The organism is Diaphorobacter sp., assembly GCF_050251835.1.
Lineage (GTDB): Bacteria > Pseudomonadota > Gammaproteobacteria > Burkholderiales > Burkholderiaceae_C > JBFXIE01.
Window position 1 is genome coordinate 99,929 of the sequence record NZ_JBFWLZ010000006.1, and the last position, 16,454, is coordinate 116,382.

Below are 16,454 nucleotides of genomic sequence, written 5' to 3' on the forward strand. Positions count from 1 at the left end.
ATGCGTAACGTACTTCTGGGCATCTGGCTCGGTGCGGCGACCTGCGGCGCGCAGGCGGTGTCGCTGGGCGCGAGCCACGGCACGGTGGTACTGGGGTCCACCATTGATCTCGCTTTCGAGGTGCGTCCCGACGCCGATACCAGCTTGTCGGCTTCTTGCATTTCGGTGAGTCTGGTCTCCGGGGCTACGCCGATTTCTGATACCCGCGTTCATGTCACTCCCATGGAGAGCGGGCGGACGCCCCTGATACGCGTGCAGGCCTTCGTGCCGGTCGATGAGCCCATTTTGACCGCCACCGTGGCCGTCGGCTGCACCGGGCGCGTCTCTCGTGTTTACACCTTCCTCGCCGACCTGCCGACGGCGGTGCCTGCTCAAACGCAGTCTCCCATCGATGTGTCTCGCCTCGGCGCCAGCAACCTGCCCAGCCGCGATGACCGGGCATTGGCCCTTGATGCAGTTGCCGGCGCGGCTGCGGGCGGCACAGTGCCCGATGCTCGAGCACGCCAGCGCCGTGCATCCGCGCGCGCTATTGCCTCCGCCGTCGATTCGGGGCAGGCGGCCGCGCCCCGCAACACCAGGCCCGTTGCCGTGCCGCGCAAGCCGCGCACGGTCGATGCGGCTGCTGCTGGGCGCAACAAGGCGTCCGCGTCCGCCTCCGCAACGCCAATCGCAGCAAAAACTGCGGCAGCAGACACTTCCAGCCCGCGCCTGGTCATGGAGCCGCTGGATTTGTGGGGCGATGCACCAACCCAATTGCAACTGACGCGCGAACAGCCGCAGATGTCGGTGCGTCCCTCCGATGCCCAGCGTGCCGAATCGGCTGCGCTGTGGCAGGCACTCAACATGCCTGTTGCGGATGTGCAGCAATTTGAAGAACGTCTGAAAAAGCTGGAGACCGATGCGCAAGACCAGCGCAGGCAGCTCGATGCCGAGCGCGCGGTGGCGGCCGAATTGCGCCAGAAGCTGGAACAAGTGCAAGCAAGCAGCTTTTCTGCCACTTTGGTGTATGCGCTGGCGGGGCTGCTGCTGTCGGCGCTGGCGGGTATTGCCTGGCTGCTGCTGCGTACGCGCAATGAGGCGGCAGAGGCGTGGCGCAACTCGGTTGCGCTCACCGCCGAGCCTCACAGCACTGGTGCCGCACCGCAGCACTCGGGCGATGTGCATGACTGGCTGGCCGAGCCCGACGCGCCAGCCCCGTCACAGCCTGCCGATGCGGCAATCTCTGGTGCGCCTGCTTCATCGACCTCGGCGGCACCTTTTGCTGAAACCTCTGCAGGTTTTGCCGAAACCTTTCCTGCGCAGACGCCGGATGTGTTCGCGCGACAGGCAGTTAACTCTGGCGCAGTAGATTGGGGTGCAGGCGCCAAGGCGCTGCAGATATTGCCGGCCGAGGCCATGTTCGACATTCAGCAGCAGGCAGAGTTTTTCACCTCGATCGGTGAGCATGAGCAGGCCATTGCGGTGCTGCGCAAGTGCATCGCCGAGAAGGGCGAGGCCGCGCCTTTGGCTTACCGAGACCTTCTGCACCTTTTTTATGTGCTGGGCCGCACCGACAGCTTCAACCAGCTGCGCGACGAGGTTCACGCACTGTTCAACACCCGCGTGCCGGAATTTTCCAGGTTTCACCAGTGGGGGCACGGTCTGGAGGACTACCCCGAGGCGCTGGCGCAGATCGAAGCCTTATGGACGTCGCCCGAGGTTCTGGACTTGCTCGACGGCTTTCTGTTTCTGCGTGGCAAGGCCCCCGACGTGGCGCGTTTCGATCCGGCCGCCATCGACGACTTGCTATTGCTGCAGTCCATTGCACAGACCACGCCTGCACACCAGCGCGGCGCGCCGCCTCCACGGGCGCGCACCACGCCGCGGGCGCAAACAGTGCAACAACCAGCCCCAGCCATGGCAGCGCCCGAGTTCGATCTTGGCCCGCTGGACTTGCAGTTGCCTGTGGACGAGCCGGCGCGGCGGCCCGCAGCAAATCAGGCACCGCAAGACACACTCGACCTGGATTTGTCCGACCCCCAGCACCGGTTGACCGTTGACCTTTCAATTGCACCCGCCACGGCACCAGATGCTGCGGATGCCTCGGTGGCTCTGGACTTGGAACTGCAGCAGATCGACAAGAAGCGGCCGTAATCCGAATTGACCGGCAGGTGCGGTTTCGGTGCGTCGATTTTTGCCACTCTTCGTCGCATTTCGTCAGCGTTTTGCGCGGCTCCATCGACTCAAAACTGCCTCGCAACTGTCCTGGCTTCTGCCCAAGCCCGGATGGGTATTCCGGGTTCAACCCGAACGGCTGCGGCGCGGGTTGGGTTCCGGGATGCGGTTATGGCTTCAAGGCAGCCATCAGTTGTGCCGCTGCGGCCTCGGGCTGCTTGTCATTGACCAGGGCTCGCACCACGGCAATCGATCCCACGCCTGTGGAGAGTACCTGGGCAAACTGTGGCAGGCCGATGCCGCCTATGGCCACCAGCGGGTAGCCGCGCATCAGCCGCGTGTAGGCCGCCAGCCGTGCCACGCCCTGGGGTACCGTGGCCATTTTCTTGAGCGTTGTGGGGAACACCGCACCCATTGCGATGTAGCTGGGGCAGGCGGCATCGGCGCGCACCATTTCGGCATAGCCATGCGTGCTCACACCCAGGCGCAGGCCGCACGCGCGCAGGGCGTGCAAATCTTCGGGGTGCAGCGCGTCCAGGTCTTCCTGCCCCAGGTGCACGCCGTAGGCGCCGGCGTCGATGGCCTCGCGCCAATGGTCGTTGATGAACAGTAGCGCGGGTGTGCCTCGCACTGCCTGAACCGCCGCGCGTACCTCGCGTGCGATGGCGCCGGGGTCGTCGCTTTTGAAACGCAGCTGCACCGTAGGCACGCCGGCACGCGCCATGCGGCCCACCCATTGGGCATCGGGCAGCACCGCGTAAAGCCCAAGGCGGCTGGGGCAGGGCGCGAAGGGCCGTGCATGGGGCCTTGGCTGCAGTCCAAAGTCCGCCGGTTCGTCCGGCCAGTGCGCGGGGTCGAATCGGCCCAAGCGCAGCGTCTGCGCGGCCCATGCACGGGCCAGGCAATCGGCGTCATGGGCGATGAACCCCAGGGCGCTGCAGGCGGCCAGCGCCGCGCGGTACACCGGGTCTGCCGAGTCCGTGGTCGGCACCAGCTGGGCGGGAAAGTCGGCAAATGCTGCCGCATGGTGGTGGCGGATGGCGTGCTCCATATCGGCCGGTCCGGGCAAGGGCGCTGCGATGTGCGTCATGCTCAGTCCTGCGCGTGGTGCCAGAAGGGCGTGCCCAGCACGGGCGTGCTGGGCTGCGCTGCTTCTTGCGGCGTCATGGCTCCCGCCACGCGGGCGGCGCGGCCAGCGGCCACCGCATCGGCAAAGGCACCGGCCATCTGCACGGGGTCGGTCGCCAGGGCCACGGCGGTGTTGAGCAGCACGCCGTCATAACCCCATTCCATGACCTGGCAGGCATGCGACGGCAGGCCCAGTCCTGCGTCCACCAGCAGCGGTACATCCAGACGCTCGCGCAGCAGCTGCAGGCCGTAGGGGTTGACGGGGCCGCGGCCGGTGCCGATGGGCGCCGCCCAGGGCATGACGGCCTGGCAGCCCACGTCCACCAGGCGCTGGCACAGCACCAGGTCTTCGGTGCAATAGGGCAGTACGTAAAAGCCTTCGCGTATCAGTTGCTCGGCGCCCTGTACCAGGTTCAGCGTGTCGGGCTGCAGCGTGTAGTCGTCGCCGATCAGCTCCAGCTTGATCCAGGGCGTGCCGAACACCTCGCGCGCCATGTGGGCGGTGGTGATGGCTTCTTGCAGGCTGTGGCAACCCGCGGTGTTGGGCAGCACGGGCACCTGCAGGCGCTTGAGCAGCTCCCAGAAGCTGCTGCCCGACTCGGCCGGGTTGCTGCCCTGGCGGCGCAGCGACGCGGTGACCATGGCAGGGCGGGCGCGTTGCACTGCGGCTTCGAGCACGGCGGGCGAGGGATAGCGGGCGGTGCCCAGCAGCAGGCGGCTTTGGAAGGCCTGGCCGTAGAGCACCAGTGTGTCGGACGGGGATGCAAGACTGTTCATGGGCAAACTCGGGGTCAGCCGCCGGTGACCGGCGCAATGATTTCGATCTGGTCGCCGGGCTGCAGCGCGTGCGCTGCGTAGCGGGCGTTGGGCACAAATTGCAGGTTGACGGCCACGGCGAATGGGGGCTTGGGCGCCAGATGGGCCACGGCGTCGGCGACGGTGGCGCCCTCGGGCAAGTCCACGGCTTTCTGGTTGATGGATACGTTCATGGTTGTGGCGCAGCTTCGCGCTCGAGCTGCAGCAAAAGGTCGAACTGTGGGGCGAGCGCGGATTGTCCGGTGTTCAGCACCTGCATCACCACATCGAGCATGGCCGGCGCGATCATGAAGCCGTGGCGGTACAGGCCGTTGACCTCCAGCACGCGCTCGTGCACCAGGCGCACGGCGGGCAGGTTGTCGGGCAGGGTGGGGCGGCACTGCACGGCAATCTCCAGGATGCGCGCCTCGCCAAAACCGGGATGCACGGCGTAGGCAGCGCTCAGCAGCTCCAGGGTGGAGCGCACGCTGGCGGGCGACATGTCGTCGGACTCGATCTCGGTGGCGCCAATGACGAACACATGGTTTTCCTTGGGCGCGATGTAGATCGGGTAGCGCGGGTGCACCAGCCGCGTGGGGCGCTGCAGCGTCACGTCGGGGGCATGCAGGCGCACCACCTCGCCGCGCAGCCCGCGCAGCTGCGGCCATTGGCCGCGCGCGCCCAGGCCGCGGCAGTCCAGCACCCAGTCAGGCTGGCTGGGGCTGCCGGGGGCAAAGTCGGCCGGCGCGCGCGCGCTGTTCCAGTGCGTGACCACGCCCAGCTGCTGCATGCTGCTGGCCAGCACGGCCAGCAGCTGGCGGTTGTCCAGCTGACCCTCGCCCGGCAGGTACAGGCCCTGGTGAAAGCGCTGCGCCACGGCGGGCTCCAGGGTGGCGACACCGGCGCTGTCCAGGGCCTGCATGTGCGGCAAGTCCGGTATCCGCTCTTGCGTCTGCTCCAGCTTCAGGCGCAGGCGCGCGGCTTCGGGCGCGTCCTGACGGTGCCACAGGATCAGCGTGCCGTTGTGCTGCAGGTACACGGGCGCGGCCAGTTGCGCGATCAGCTGGGGCCAGCGGGTCAGGGAATGCATGCCCATGCGCACCACGCCGGGCTCGGTCACCGCGGACTCGGCCAGCGGCGCCAGCATGGCCGCGGCCACCCTGGCGGCGGCGCTTTCTGCATCGGGGCTGCCGGCTTCAAACACCTCGACCTTGTGGCCCAGGCGCGCAAGCTCCACGGCCAGCAGGCGCCCCATGAGGCCCGCGCCGAGGATGGTGATGTGGGAGGGTGAGCGAAGGGTGGGAAAGGAATGCATCGTGTATCAAAGCCCCGGCAAGCCAAACAAGAAGGACAAAACCGGGGCGTGACACCACTGTGCAGAAACTCCCCACGCCAGCATGACCTGGATCGGGTGCAGAGGGTATTTCTCAGTCGCCCGCCTTGATTTGCAGCGGGGACACCCCTGTTTCGTCCGTGGCGGGCATTACAGCACAAGGGCCGAGCCCCTGTTGTTGACGTGGCGCAGGCTCCCGCATGGTTGGCGTGCCGGCGGCCCGCAGGCATGTTGGCCGATAATTTTTGCCATGAACCAACACACACCTATGCCCGGCGGCACCCGGCGTTACGCGCGCGTGCTGACCATTGCGGGCTCGGACAGCGGCGGCGGCGCCGGCATTCAGGCCGACCTGAAAACCTTCTGCGCGCTGGGCTGCTACGGCATGACGGCCATCACCGCCATCACGGCGCAAAACACGCGCGGCGTGACCGGCATCCATGGCATACCACCCGACATGCTGCGTGCGCAGATCGATGCCGTGGTCGAGGACATTGGCGTGGATGCCGTCAAGATCGGCATGCTGCACTCGCCCGAGGTGGTGCAGGTGGTGGCCGATGCGATTCGCCGCTACAGCCTGCCCCATGTGGTGCTGGACCCGGTCATGGTGGCGACCAGCGGCGACCGGCTGATTGCCCAGGAGACTGTCGGCACGCTGGTGCGCGATTTATTTCCGCTCGCCTTGGTGGTCACCCCCAATCTGGATGAGGCGGGCTGGCTGCTGGGCCGCACGATTGCCGACGAAGGCGCGCTGGACGCGGCCGCGTCCGACCTGCTGGCGCTGGGCGCGCGCGCCGTGTTGCTCAAGGGAGGCCATCTGCCGGGCGACCGCGTGGTGGATGCGCTGGCGCTGCCCGGCGGTGAGCGCCACCATCTGCAGTCGGCACGTATCGCCACCCGCAACGGCCACGGCACGGGCTGCACCCTGTCATCGGCCATTGCGGCGCACCTGGCGCTGGGTCAGCCGCTGGTGCGGGCAGTGCAACTGGCGCGCCAGTACATCCTGGGCGCCATTGCCGCCGGGGCCGACGTGCGCACTGGCCACGGCCCCGGGCCGCTCAACCATGGCTATGCTCCGGTGGTGCAGCGGGTCTTTTAGGGGCTGGAATGTTTTTTGGGCTTCAGCCCTTTACGAGTATGCGCTGGCAGCTATTATTTCAGTAGCGTATCAGCGCATCCATTCTTCCATCGGCACGGGACGCCCAAACAGGTAGCCCTGGAAGCTGTGGCAGCCGCCGCGCGCCAGGTGCTCGCGCTGTTCATGCGTTTCCACGCCTTCGGCAATTACGCCCATGTCCAGGTTGTCCGCCAGCGTGACGATGGTGCGCACGATGGCCGCGGCACGCGGGTCCGTCACCAGGTTGTGCACAAAGCTCTGGTCGATCTTCAGCTGGCCCAGCGGCAACTGGCGCAGCAGCGCCAGCGAGGAGTAGCCCGTGCCGAAGTCGTCTAGCGAGAAGCCCACGCCGTGCTCCTTGAGGGCCTTCATTTTGCTGATGGCGTCTTCTGGGTGTTCCAGCAGCATGCTTTCGGTCAGCTCCAGCTTGAGCCGGTGCGCCGGCGCGCCGGTGTGCGCCAGCGTCTGCAGTACCTGGGTGACAAAGTCCTTTTGGTGCAGTTGCCGGCCGCTGACGTTGACGGCCAGTGTGAGGTGTTCGCGCCCGGGCTCTCGCGCCCAGCGCGCCAGCTGCTCGCAGGCCGTATGCAGCACCCACTGGCCCAGGGGCAGGATCAGTCCGCATTCTTCGGCCAGCGGGATGAATTCGCCGGGCGAGATCATGCCGCGCTCGGGGTGCAGCCAGCGCGCCAGCGACTCGGCGCCGATGACCTGGCCTTGTTCGTTCACCTGCGGCTGGTAGAACAGGCGCAGCTGGCCGTCTTGCATGGCGGTGCGCAGATCCTGCTCCAGGGCCATGCGCTTGACCACGGCGGCATGCATCTCGGGGTCAAAAAAACGCACTGCGTTGCGTCCTGACTCTTTGGCCTGGTACATGGCCAGGTCTGCGTGCTTCATCAGGTCTTCAGGGCGCGTGCTGTCGCCATTGAAAAGCACCACGCCGATGCTGCAGGAGATTTGAATCTCCTGGTCGTCCAGCATCAGGGCCGATGCCAGGGACTGAAGCATTTTCTCGGCCACTGTCTCGGCCTGTCGCGCGGCCACGGTGTCTTCGGGGTTGAGGTCTTCCAGCACCACCACGAACTCGTCGCCGCCCAGGCGCGCCACGGTATCGCCCTGGCGTACGGTTGCCACCAGGCGCCGGCCCATCTCCTGCAGCAGCAGGTCGCCCCGGTCGTGGCCCATGCTGTCGTTGACCAGCTTGAAGTTGTCCAGGTCGATGAACATCAGCGCGCCCCGGTGCTGCGTGCGCCGGCAGGTAAGCAAGGCATGGCGCAGGCGGTCGAGCAGCAGGCGCCGGTTGGGCAGGCGGGTGAGCGGGTCGTAGAACGCGAGGTGGCGGATTTCTTCTTCGGCCGCCTTGCGCAAAGTGATGTCGGTCAGGGTGCTGACGTAGTGCGTGACCTCGCCCGCGTCGTTCTTGACGGCGGTAACCGTCAGCCACTCGGGGAAGATCGTGCCGTCCTTGCGGCGGTTCCAGATCTCGCCCGACCATTGCCCGGTGGCCTCCAGGGCAGAGCGCATGGCGCCATAAAAGTCCGGGCCGTGGCGGCCGGATTTCAGCAGCGCCGGGGTCTGGCCGATGACCTCGTCAGCGCTGTAGCCGGTGATGTGGGTGAATGAACCGTTCACGCGCAGGATCTTGCCGGTCACATCGGTGACGAAGATGCCCTCTTGCGACTCGAAGGCGGTGGCGGCAATGCGCAGGTCTTGATGGGCGCGATCAAGCTCGCGGCGATAGCGGGTGAACAGGCGGCGCGACCAGCGCGAGAAACCGAACGAGCCAGCCAGGCCCAGTGCGAGGGCCGCAGCCAGCATCAGCGCCAGCTCGATGCGCCGCCGGGCCTGCCCCTGCTGTTCGGCCTCGGTCAGCGTGTGCAGGGTGGATCGCAGCTCGTCGTTGAACATCGTCACCACCAGTGACCATCCCCAGGGCGCGTAGGTGCTGACCAGGGCAGTTTTGCGGCCCGGCGGCGCATTCGCGTGCTCGCCCGACCGGGGCCATTCGTATTCGACGATGCCCCCGCCAGCCTGCGCTGTAGCCCGTATTTTTTCCAGGGCCTGCCGCTGCACCCGCGGCACGTCGGCGGGCAGCAGTCCCTGCAGGGCGGCGTCGTTCGGGCTGAGCAGCAAGCGGCCGTCGCTGTCCATCACACCGATGGCGCCACTGGCGCCGAAGCGCAGCGCGCGCAGGCGCTGCAGGGCCATGTTTTGCTGCAGCCTCTCCCATTCGTACAGGTAGTCGCCCGCGCCGATCAGCCAGTCGAACGGCGCGAAATACCGCACGTAGGCAATCTTGTCGGCCATCACCGAGGGCATATCCGGGCGGTACCAGCGGTAGCGGTGAAAACCCGTGCCCTGGGGCTGGCGCGCGGCGTCGATCAGGCCGCGCATGATGTAGGTGCCTTGGTCGTCGCGGTTGTCCAGGACGGTGCGCCCTTCCCATTCGGGGCCGATGGGCAGCAGCACAAAGCGGCCCTGCATGTCGTCGATGAAGAAATAGCCCCGGTCGTCAAAGAAGCGAACCGGGCGCAGGGTCTCGATGATGAGTTTTTGCACCTGCTTGGGCGGGTGGCGGCTGCTTTCGTGGTCGTAGATGGCCTGGGCCACCTGCAGGGCCGAATCGACTTGCTCGACCGCATTGCGGCGCAGCGCCTCTTCGGTGCGCAGCCGCAAGAATTCGAGATAGTCCATCGCCGACTGCATCTCGGCGCCAAGCCGCTCATTTTGCTGGCGCGTGATGACGCTTTCGATGCGCTCGAAGGCGCTGCGCTGCTCGCGCTCGTTTTGCCACGAATAAAACCCCGCCATGGCCAGCGTGACCACCAGCACCAGCGCCAGGGTGCCGATCAGATGCAGCCGCGGCATGGTGGCTTCGTTGGCGGTGAGGTGCATCTGATTTGTACCTTTTTGTTATGAATGTTACGAAAACAATTTTATGCCTCTGGCTTCTCTGGTCGCGCCATGTGTGGCGCAATCTCCATGGGCGTTTTCCCACGGCGCAGCGACGGCCCGGCGGCGGTAACCGCGGCGCTCAAAAAGGGGGGAGGCAATCGGGCGAGTGCTGGAGTTTCCGTGCGTTTCAAGCCTGGGGTCGCACGCCCAGGCGCTGCTGCTGCAGTGCGCTGCTGGTGGTGTATTCCAGAGGAAGCCTGTGCCCCGCCAGCCGCTCGGCACAGGCCCAGGCGGCCAGCGTGGCTTCGTGAAAGCCGCTCACGATGAGCTTGCGCTTGCCGGGGTAGGTGACGGCGTCGCCCACTGCGTGGATGCCGGGCACGCTGGTGGCGAAGGTGGCCGTGTCCACCACCAGCTGCTTGCGCTCGAGCTGCAGGCCCCATTCGGTGATGGGCCCCAGGCGCGGCACCAGGCCCAGGCGCACCAGCAGCAAGTCCAGCGGCAGGGAGAGCGGCTGGCCATCGGGCGCGGTCAGCTCCAGGGTTGTCAGGCGGCCCTGTTCTTCGGCGATGCCGCTGGGCACGCCGATGGCGATCTGGATGCGGCCTGCCGTGCGCAGGGCTTGCAGCTCTTGCAGCAGGGCGGGCGGCGCGTCAAACACGTCGCGGCGGTGCTGCAGCGTGGTGCTTGCGGGGCGCAGCGGCTCGGGGGCTGTGGCGCAGGCAATGGCCTGCTGCACGGCAGCCTCGCCCCCGCCATGCACCACCACGCGCTGGCCGGCCAGGCTGGCGCCTTCTTCAAGGTGGTAGCGCAACTGACCGCCCTCAAAAGCCTGCAGGCCGGGCAAGTTGAGCGCACGCGGCACGAATGCGCCCACGCCACTGGCGATGAACACGGCGCAGGCCTGCAATTGCGTGCCGTGTGCGGTGCCCACCATCAAGCCGCCGCCGGGCAGCGGCTGCACGGCGTCCACTTGCTGGCCCAGGTGGAACCGGGGGGCAAAAGGTTCGATCTGCGCGCACAGGCGCTGCACCAGCTCATGCCCGGTGCAGGCCTTCAGGGCCGGAATGTCGTAGATGGGTTTGTCGCCGTACAGCTCGGCGCACTGGCCGCCCACATGGGGCAGGGCGTCGATCACATGCGCCGCAATGCCCTGCAGTCCCAGCTGAAACACCTGGAACAAACCCACCGGCCCCGCGCCGATCACGACGGCGTGCGCGGCCTGCGGCGGGCGATCGCTGGACGGTGCGGGCATGCGGGGTGTGCCTGGGCAGCCGCTTGGCTGTCAGCGCTCCAGGTGCTGCAGTTTGCCGGGCTTGCCGTTCCACTCGTCGGCGTCGGGCAGCGCGGCCTTGCGCTTGGTGATGCTCTTGAACTTGGGCGTCAGCTCAGCGTTGAGCTTGATGAAAGCCAGCTGATCGCTGGGCAGGTCTTCCTCGGCAAAGATGGCGTTGGCCGGGCATTCGGGGATGCACACGGCGCAGTCGATGCACTCGTCGGGGTCGATCACGAGGAAGTTGGGGCCTTCGCGGAAGCAGTCCACGGGGCACACATCCACGCAATCGGTGTATTTGCACTTGATGCAGTTTTCGGTGACGACGTGAGTCATGAGAGGTGATGTTCTGATTTGCGGTAAGCCCGCGATTTTAGGCCGGCCGCCGTACCCGCAGGCCGGCCAACCCTGCCTGCGGCGCGGAAACACGGGCGTTGATCAAGCCGCGCGCACGGGTGCGTCGGGCGCATTCGGTGTGTTCACCAGCACGGCGCCTGCCGTGGCGTGGCTGGCCGTGTCCACCAGGATCAGCGAGCCGAGCACGCGCGCCTGGGCGAACGGCGCGGTCGGCAGGGGCTCTTGCAGCAGCAGCTCGATGTGGCCGATGGCGTTGGGCTCGAGCTGGCTGGCGTCTTCCTCGGCCAGGGTGTTGATGTCCAGGCGGTGCACCACGCGGCGCACCTTGGCCTTGACCCAGCGGTGGCCGTGCAGCGCCCAGTACGCACGCCCGGCCACCAGCGGCTCGTTGTCCATCCAGGCAACGGTGGCGCTGATCTCGCGCTGGCCGGGCCAGGCGGGTTGGGCCGCAGGGGTGTCGAAGTCGTCGTCGGCGGGCGCGCCGGGCACCGGTGCCGCCACGATCCAGTCGCCGCGCGACACATCCACCTCGCGGTCGAGGACGATGCCTGCACTCTGTCCTGTGTCCACGTCCACGGGGCGGCGCGTGTGATCGAGCACCTGGGCCACGCCGGCCAGCTGGCCGCTGGGGAAGATCTGCACCGGCATGCCCGGCTGCACGCTGCCCGCAGCCACGCGGCCCCAGAACACGCGGCGACCCTGCGAGGTGTCGCTGGATGCCGAGAATTTCTCCACCCATTGCACCGGAAAGGCCAGGGGCAGGCCGGTGTCGGCGGGGGTGTTGGGCAGCAGCTCCAGAATTTGCAGCAGGCTCGGGCCGGCGTAGCCGCACCAGCCGGGTTGGGCATCCACCACGTTCCACCCCTTGAGGGCCGACACCGGCACCGTGGCGGCCACCTGGATGCCAGCGTCTTGCGCAAAGCGCGCCAGCGCGGCTGCGATGTGCGCGAAGGCGCGTTGCGGGTCGGGCACGGCGTCGAGCTTGTTCACGGCAAACACCAGCGAATGCACGCGCAGCAAATGCACCAGCAGGCTGTGGCGGCGCGTTTGCGGCAGCAGTTGCAACTGCGGGTTTTGCCAGTCGAGCTTGGTGGCATCCACCAGCACCACGGCGGCGTCGGCCTGCGAGGCGGCGGTGACCATGTTGCGTGTGTACTGCTCGTGGCCGGGCGCGTCGCCGATGATGAACTTGCGCTCCTCGGTCGCGAAGTAGCGATAGGCCACGTCGATGGTGATGCCCTGTTCGCGCTCGGCAGACAGGCCGTCTGTCAGCAGGGCGAGGTCGGTTTCGCCCTGGCGCTGCACTCCTGCCAGGTGGTCTTGCAACACGGCTTTGCTATCGACCAGCAGGCGACCAATCAGCGTGCTCTTGCCGTCGTCCACGCTGCCGCAGGTGATGAATTTCAGTGCAGAATAATGATCGTTTTTGCCTGAATTCATTGCTGGATAAGCGCTGGAAGCTATTGAATTGATAGTGTTGGTAGTCATCAGAAGTACCCATCTTTCTTGCGCTTTTCCATCGACGCGTCGCTTGTCTTGTCATCCATGCGCGTGGCGCCGCGCTCGCTCACGTTGGCGGCCAGGGTCTCGATCACGATGTCGGCAGCCGTGGCGGCGGGGCTCTCCACCGGGCAGGTGCAGGTGATGTCGCCCACGGTGCGAAAGCGCACCTGGCGCGTTTGCACCACTTCGCCGTCCTTGGGCGGCGTCAGCGGCGTGACGGGCACCAGCAGGCCTTTGCGCTCCACCACCTGGCGCGGGTGCGCGTAATACAGGCGGGGCAGGGCGATGGCCTCGCGGTCGATGTACTGCCACACGTCCAGCTCGGTCCAGTTGCTGATGGGGAACACGCGAAAGTGCTCGCCCGGCTGCAGGCGGGTGTTGAACAACGTCCACAACTCGGGCCGCTGCGCCTTGGGCTGCCATTGGCCAAAGCTGTCGCGGTGGCTGAAGATGCGTTCCTTGGCGCGGGCTTTTTCTTCGTCGCGGCGCGCGCCGCCGATCAGCGCGTCAAAGCGCAATTCCTCGATGGCCTCCAGCAGCGTGACCGACTGGTGCACGTTGCGGCTCTCGCCGGGGTGCGCCAGGCGCACGGTGCCGCGCGCCATGCTGTCCTCGACGCTGCGCACGATGAGTTCTGCGCCCAGTTCCCTGGCGCGCTGGTCCCGGAAGTCCGTCACTTCCGGGAAGTTGTGCCCGGTGTCGATCATCAATAGCGGGTAGGGAAGGCGGCCTGCGCCAAAGGCCTTTTCAGCGCACTTGAGCATGACCAGCGAGTCCTTGCCGCCCGAGAACAGCAGCGCGGGGCGCTCGAAGGCGGCGGCCACTTCGCGCAGGATGAAGATGGTTTCTTCTTCCAGCGCATCGAGGTGGCGGTTGCTGAGGTGGCTGAGCACTTGGGTGTCAACTCGGGCGTTCATGGGGGGGTCCAGTCAAATTCGGCTCCAGCCCTTATTTAATAAGCGCTGGCAGCTATCGTTTTAGTGAGTCAGGTGCAGACCGCATTCGCGGTTGTCTTCGCCCTTGGTGGGGTCCACGTAGTCGAAGTTGTTGGGCAGGCCGTGCTGTTGACAGTAGTCGTGCAACTGCTTGGATGACCAGTGCAGCAGCGGCGCCACCTTGATCAGCCCGTCGGGGTTGATGCTGACGGGCTCCATCTGCGCGCGCACGGCGGTGTCGGTGGCGCGCAGCGCGGTGAACCACACGCGGGGCGCGGTCTCGCGCAGGGCGCGGGCGAAGGGCTCGAGCTTCACCTCTTCGGTGAAGGCCGCGTGGCGCGGATCATGAAGCGCGGGCGTCGGGCCTTCCACGGCCTCGCGGTGGGCGCGCGAGCGGCGCGGCAGGTAGATCTTCAGGTTGAGGCCCAGCTGGCGGGTCACCGCGTCGGCAAAGCGGTAGGTGGCTGGCGTGTTGTAGCCGTTGTCCATCCAGACCACGGGCACGTTGGGTTGCACGCGCGTGACCAGGTGCAGGATCACGGCCTCGAAAGGCCGGAAGTTGGTGGTGACGATGGCTCGCTGACCCAGCCCCAGCGCCCAAGACACCAGGGCGGCGGCATCGTGGCCGTGCTCGGCGTTGACGCGGGCAAGGTCGGCGGCGCTGACGGCGTGGGCGGCGCTCATGCGGCCTCCGGGGGCGTTTGGTGGGCGGTGTCGCGGTCGGTGTCGCGGGCGAACAGCGGGCGCGGCTGCAGCGCGTCGCCCTGGTAGAACGCGCTGTAGCGGTCCAGCTGGCGCTGCGCTGTCACGGGGTTCTGGCCATCGGCCAGCACGGCGCTGGTGAAGCCGCTGCGCTGCATTTGCACCAGCTGGTCAATCAGCACGTCGCCCGTGGCGCGGATGTCGCCAGTAAAGCCGTAGCGCCGGCGCAGCAGCACGGCCTGGCTGAAGGCGCGCCCATCGGTGAACTTGGGAAAGTGCAGCTCGATGCGTTCGGCGCCCTGCAGCGCCCCGCTGGCGGCCAGGTCGGCCAGATCGGCGTCGTTGGCGATTTGCAGCAATTTTTGGGCATCAGCGCTTGTATTGACTGCGCTAGCAGCTATTATTTTCATAGTAATTTCGCGGGTTTTCATGGCGGCCGGGTGGTTGGCGGCTTATTCGGTGAGGGCTTCTTCCAGGGCCTGCCTGGCGTGGCGTGCGGCATTGGCGGCGGCCTTGAACGGGTCGTGGCCCACGCGGCGCAGCGTGTCGATGAAGAACTCGCCGCCATGGCGCTGGGCGCGGTAGGTCGTGAGCAGGGCCTCGATCACGTCCGGCACTTCGGCTGCCGAGAACGAGGGGCCCACCACCTTGCCGCCAATGGCCGGGCCCGACAGCTGCGCGCCGTCCGAGCCGCCCAGGGTGATCTGGTACCACTCCTTGCCGTCCTTATCGACCCCCAGGATGCCGATGTGGCCGCTGTGGTGGTGCCCGCAGCTGTTGATGCAGCCGCTCATGTGCAGGTCGATGGGGCCGATGTCGAACAGCTCGTCCAGATCCTGGTAGCGCTCGGTGATGGCCGCGGCAATGGGCAGTGAGCGGGCGTTGGCCAGGGCGCAAAAATCGCCGCCCGGGCAGGCAATCATGTCGGTCAGCAGGCCAATGTTGGGCTGGGCCAGGCCCAGCTGGCGTGCAGCTTCGTACAGCGCGGGCAGGTCGCTCTCGAACACCCAGGGCAGCATCAGGTTTTGCTCGTGCGTCAGGCGCGCCTCGCCAGCGCTGAACTGTTCGGCCAGCTGGGCCAGCGCCTCCAGCGTGCTGGCGTCGGCATCGCCGGGCGCAAAGCCCACGCGCTTGAATGACAGGGTTACCGCCTTCATGCCGGCCAGCCGGTGGCCACGCACGTTCTGCTGCAGCCAGCGCTGGTAGAGCTGGCCCTGCGGGTTGACATTGGCGGTGCGGTTGGCGGGCTGCAGCGTAGGCACCACGAAGCTGGCGGCCACGCGGTCCAGTTCAGCCTGGGTGATGGTGTGGGGCGCGCCGTCTTGCTCCACGATGGACTGGTACTCGGCCTCCACCGCATCGATGAACTGCTGGCCTTCGCTCTTGACCAGGATCTTGATGCGTGCCTTGTACTTGTTGTCGCGCCGACCAGCCAGGTTGTAGGCGCGGATGACGGCTTCCAGGTAGTTCAGCAGCTGGTGCCAGGGCAAAAACTCGCGCACCACGGTGCCGATGATGGGGGTGCGGCCCATGCCGCCGCCCACCTTCACGGTGAATCCGACTTCGCCAGCGGCGTTTTTCACTGCTTGCAGGCCCACGTCATACCAGCCGGTGGCGGCGCGGTCTTCGTGGGCACCGTTGAAGGCGATCTTGAACTTGCGCGGCAGGAAGGCGAACTCGGGGTGCAGCGTGCTCCACTGGCGCAGGATTTCTGCAAAGGGGCGCGTATCGACGATTTCGTCCTCGGCAATGCCGGCATAGGCCTCGCAAGTGATGTTGCGGATGGCATTGCCGCTGGTCTGGATGCCGTGCATGCACACGCTGGCCAGCAGCTCCATCACCTCGGCGGCCTGGGTGATGGGGATCCAGTTGAACTGCACGTTGGTGCGCGTGGTGAAGTGGCCGTAGCCGTACTGCAAAGGCGCAGCGGCCAGCGTCAGTCCGGGCTGGGCGGCTTGCAACTGGTCTTGCGTGGCCTGGGCGTGCGCCAGCAGCTCGGGCGTGGGTTTGTCATAGTCGCGGGCAATGCGCGCCAGCATGCGCAGCTGGGCGCTGCTGATTTCGCCGTAGGGCACGGCAATGCGCGCCATGGGCGCATAGCGCTGGATGTACCAGCCGTTTTGCAGGCGCAGCGGCAGCAACTGCTCGTCGGTCAGCTCGCCGCGCTGCCAGCGTTCGAGCTGGTCGCGGAACTGCTGCGCGCGCAGTAGGACGAATTGGCGGTCGAAATCGGTGTATTGGTACATGAACGGGCTTCTGGTC

Annotated in this window: 14 protein-coding genes and 1 riboswitch; of the genes, 2 read left to right on the top strand and 12 right to left on the bottom strand. The window is 66.8% G+C overall.

Annotated elements, in window-relative coordinates; all coding sequences use genetic code 11:
- The gene (locus tag AB7E35_RS03980) at positions 1 to 2,133 is read left to right on the top strand and encodes a type IV pilus assembly protein FimV (protein WP_428167122.1); all 2,133 of its coding nucleotides are present in this window, start codon (positions 1 to 3) and stop codon (positions 2,131 to 2,133) included.
- A 190-nt stretch (positions 2,134 to 2,323) separates the two neighbouring features.
- Here the strand turns inward: AB7E35_RS03980 and AB7E35_RS03985 are convergent, their stop codons facing one another.
- The 4 genes from AB7E35_RS03985 to AB7E35_RS04000 are packed head-to-tail and all read right to left on the bottom strand — an operon-like array spanning position 2,324 to position 5,392.
- Entirely contained in the window at positions 2,324 to 3,244 is a 921-nt protein-coding gene (locus AB7E35_RS03985) for a thiamine phosphate synthase (RefSeq protein ID WP_428163231.1), read from the bottom strand.
- Between the two features lie 2 nt (positions 3,245 to 3,246).
- Positions 3,247 to 4,059 carry a thiazole synthase gene (locus tag AB7E35_RS03990; RefSeq protein WP_428163230.1) on the bottom strand — a complete coding sequence of 271 codons (813 nt, stop codon included), beginning with the start codon at positions 4,057 to 4,059 and terminating at the stop codon, positions 3,247 to 3,249.
- A 14-nt stretch (positions 4,060 to 4,073) separates the two neighbouring features.
- Positions 4,074 to 4,271, bottom strand: a complete 198-nt coding sequence (gene thiS / locus AB7E35_RS03995; RefSeq protein WP_428163229.1) for a sulfur carrier protein ThiS — start codon at positions 4,269 to 4,271, stop codon at positions 4,074 to 4,076.
- A complete protein-coding gene (locus AB7E35_RS04000; protein WP_428163228.1) occupies positions 4,268 to 5,392 on the bottom strand; it encodes an FAD-dependent oxidoreductase in 1,125 nt (374 codons plus the stop codon). The genes thiS and AB7E35_RS04000 overlap by 4 nt, the downstream gene beginning before the upstream one ends.
- A 52-nt stretch (positions 5,393 to 5,444) precedes the next feature.
- A riboswitch (TPP riboswitch) is annotated at positions 5,445 to 5,551 on the bottom strand.
- A gap of 109 nt (positions 5,552 to 5,660) precedes the next feature.
- Between AB7E35_RS04000 and thiD the strand changes: the two genes are divergently transcribed.
- Positions 5,661 to 6,509, top strand: coding sequence for a bifunctional hydroxymethylpyrimidine kinase/phosphomethylpyrimidine kinase (thiD, locus tag AB7E35_RS04005; RefSeq protein ID WP_428163227.1), 849 nt, complete (start codon positions 5,661 to 5,663; stop codon positions 6,507 to 6,509).
- Between the two features lie 69 nt (positions 6,510 to 6,578).
- Here the strand turns inward: thiD and AB7E35_RS04010 are convergent, their stop codons facing one another.
- From AB7E35_RS04010 to AB7E35_RS04045, 8 genes are all read right to left on the bottom strand, one after another.
- Positions 6,579 to 9,422, bottom strand: coding sequence for a bifunctional diguanylate cyclase/phosphodiesterase (locus AB7E35_RS04010; RefSeq protein ID WP_428163226.1), 2,844 nt, complete (start codon positions 9,420 to 9,422; stop codon positions 6,579 to 6,581).
- A gap of 187 nt (positions 9,423 to 9,609) precedes the next feature.
- Positions 9,610 to 10,677, bottom strand: a complete 1,068-nt coding sequence (locus AB7E35_RS04015) for an NAD(P)/FAD-dependent oxidoreductase (RefSeq protein WP_428163225.1) — start codon at positions 10,675 to 10,677, stop codon at positions 9,610 to 9,612.
- 30 nt (positions 10,678 to 10,707) lie between these two features.
- Positions 10,708 to 11,031, bottom strand: coding sequence for a ferredoxin FdxA (gene fdxA / locus AB7E35_RS04020; RefSeq protein ID WP_428163224.1), 324 nt, complete (start codon positions 11,029 to 11,031; stop codon positions 10,708 to 10,710).
- A 102-nt stretch (positions 11,032 to 11,133) separates the two neighbouring features.
- On the bottom strand, positions 11,134 to 12,540 hold the full coding sequence (locus tag AB7E35_RS04025; RefSeq protein WP_428163223.1) for a sulfate adenylyltransferase subunit 1: 1,407 nt from the start codon (positions 12,538 to 12,540) through the stop codon (positions 11,134 to 11,136).
- Entirely contained in the window at positions 12,540 to 13,472 is a 933-nt protein-coding gene (cysD, locus tag AB7E35_RS04030) for a sulfate adenylyltransferase subunit CysD (RefSeq protein ID WP_428163222.1), read from the bottom strand. The genes AB7E35_RS04025 and cysD overlap by 1 nt, the downstream gene beginning before the upstream one ends.
- 60 nt (positions 13,473 to 13,532) lie before the next feature.
- Positions 13,533 to 14,174, bottom strand: a complete 642-nt coding sequence (locus tag AB7E35_RS04035; protein ID WP_428163221.1) for a phosphoadenosine phosphosulfate reductase family protein — start codon at positions 14,172 to 14,174, stop codon at positions 13,533 to 13,535.
- Positions 14,171 to 14,602 carry a DUF934 domain-containing protein gene (locus AB7E35_RS04040; protein ID WP_428163266.1) on the bottom strand — a complete coding sequence of 144 codons (432 nt, stop codon included), beginning with the start codon at positions 14,600 to 14,602 and terminating at the stop codon, positions 14,171 to 14,173. The genes AB7E35_RS04035 and AB7E35_RS04040 overlap by 4 nt, the downstream gene beginning before the upstream one ends.
- A 42-nt stretch (positions 14,603 to 14,644) precedes the next feature.
- The gene (locus AB7E35_RS04045) at positions 14,645 to 16,438 is read right to left on the bottom strand and encodes a nitrite/sulfite reductase (protein ID WP_428163220.1); all 1,794 of its coding nucleotides are present in this window, start codon (positions 16,436 to 16,438) and stop codon (positions 14,645 to 14,647) included.
- Positions 16,439 to 16,454: the final 16 nt, after the last annotated feature.

Coding starts and splice junctions, on each gene's coding strand:
- AB7E35_RS04040 (WP_428163266.1), bottom strand. CDS start 14,602: ATGAAAATAATAGCTGCTAGCGCAGTCAATACAAGCGCTGATGCCCAA.
- AB7E35_RS03990 (WP_428163230.1), bottom strand. CDS start 4,059: ATGAACAGTCTTGCATCCCCGTCCGACACACTGGTGCTCTACGGCCAG.
- thiS (WP_428163229.1), bottom strand. CDS start 4,271: ATGAACGTATCCATCAACCAGAAAGCCGTGGACTTGCCCGAGGGCGCC.
- thiD (WP_428163227.1), top strand. CDS start 5,661: ATGAACCAACACACACCTATGCCCGGCGGCACCCGGCGTTACGCGCGC.
- AB7E35_RS03980 (WP_428167122.1), top strand. CDS start 1: ATGCGTAACGTACTTCTGGGCATCTGGCTCGGTGCGGCGACCTGCGGC.
- AB7E35_RS04025 (WP_428163223.1), bottom strand. CDS start 12,540: ATGACTACCAACACTATCAATTCAATAGCTTCCAGCGCTTATCCAGCA.
- AB7E35_RS04015 (WP_428163225.1), bottom strand. CDS start 10,677: ATGCCCGCACCGTCCAGCGATCGCCCGCCGCAGGCCGCGCACGCCGTC.
- AB7E35_RS03985 (WP_428163231.1), bottom strand. CDS start 3,244: ATGACGCACATCGCAGCGCCCTTGCCCGGACCGGCCGATATGGAGCAC.
- AB7E35_RS04000 (WP_428163228.1), bottom strand. CDS start 5,392: ATGCATTCCTTTCCCACCCTTCGCTCACCCTCCCACATCACCATCCTC.
- AB7E35_RS04045 (WP_428163220.1), bottom strand. CDS start 16,438: ATGTACCAATACACCGATTTCGACCGCCAATTCGTCCTACTGCGCGCG.
- cysD (WP_428163222.1), bottom strand. CDS start 13,472: ATGAACGCCCGAGTTGACACCCAAGTGCTCAGCCACCTCAGCAACCGC.
- AB7E35_RS04035 (WP_428163221.1), bottom strand. CDS start 14,174: ATGAGCGCCGCCCACGCCGTCAGCGCCGCCGACCTTGCCCGCGTCAAC.
- AB7E35_RS04010 (WP_428163226.1), bottom strand. CDS start 9,422: ATGCACCTCACCGCCAACGAAGCCACCATGCCGCGGCTGCATCTGATC.
- fdxA (WP_428163224.1), bottom strand. CDS start 11,031: ATGACTCACGTCGTCACCGAAAACTGCATCAAGTGCAAATACACCGAT.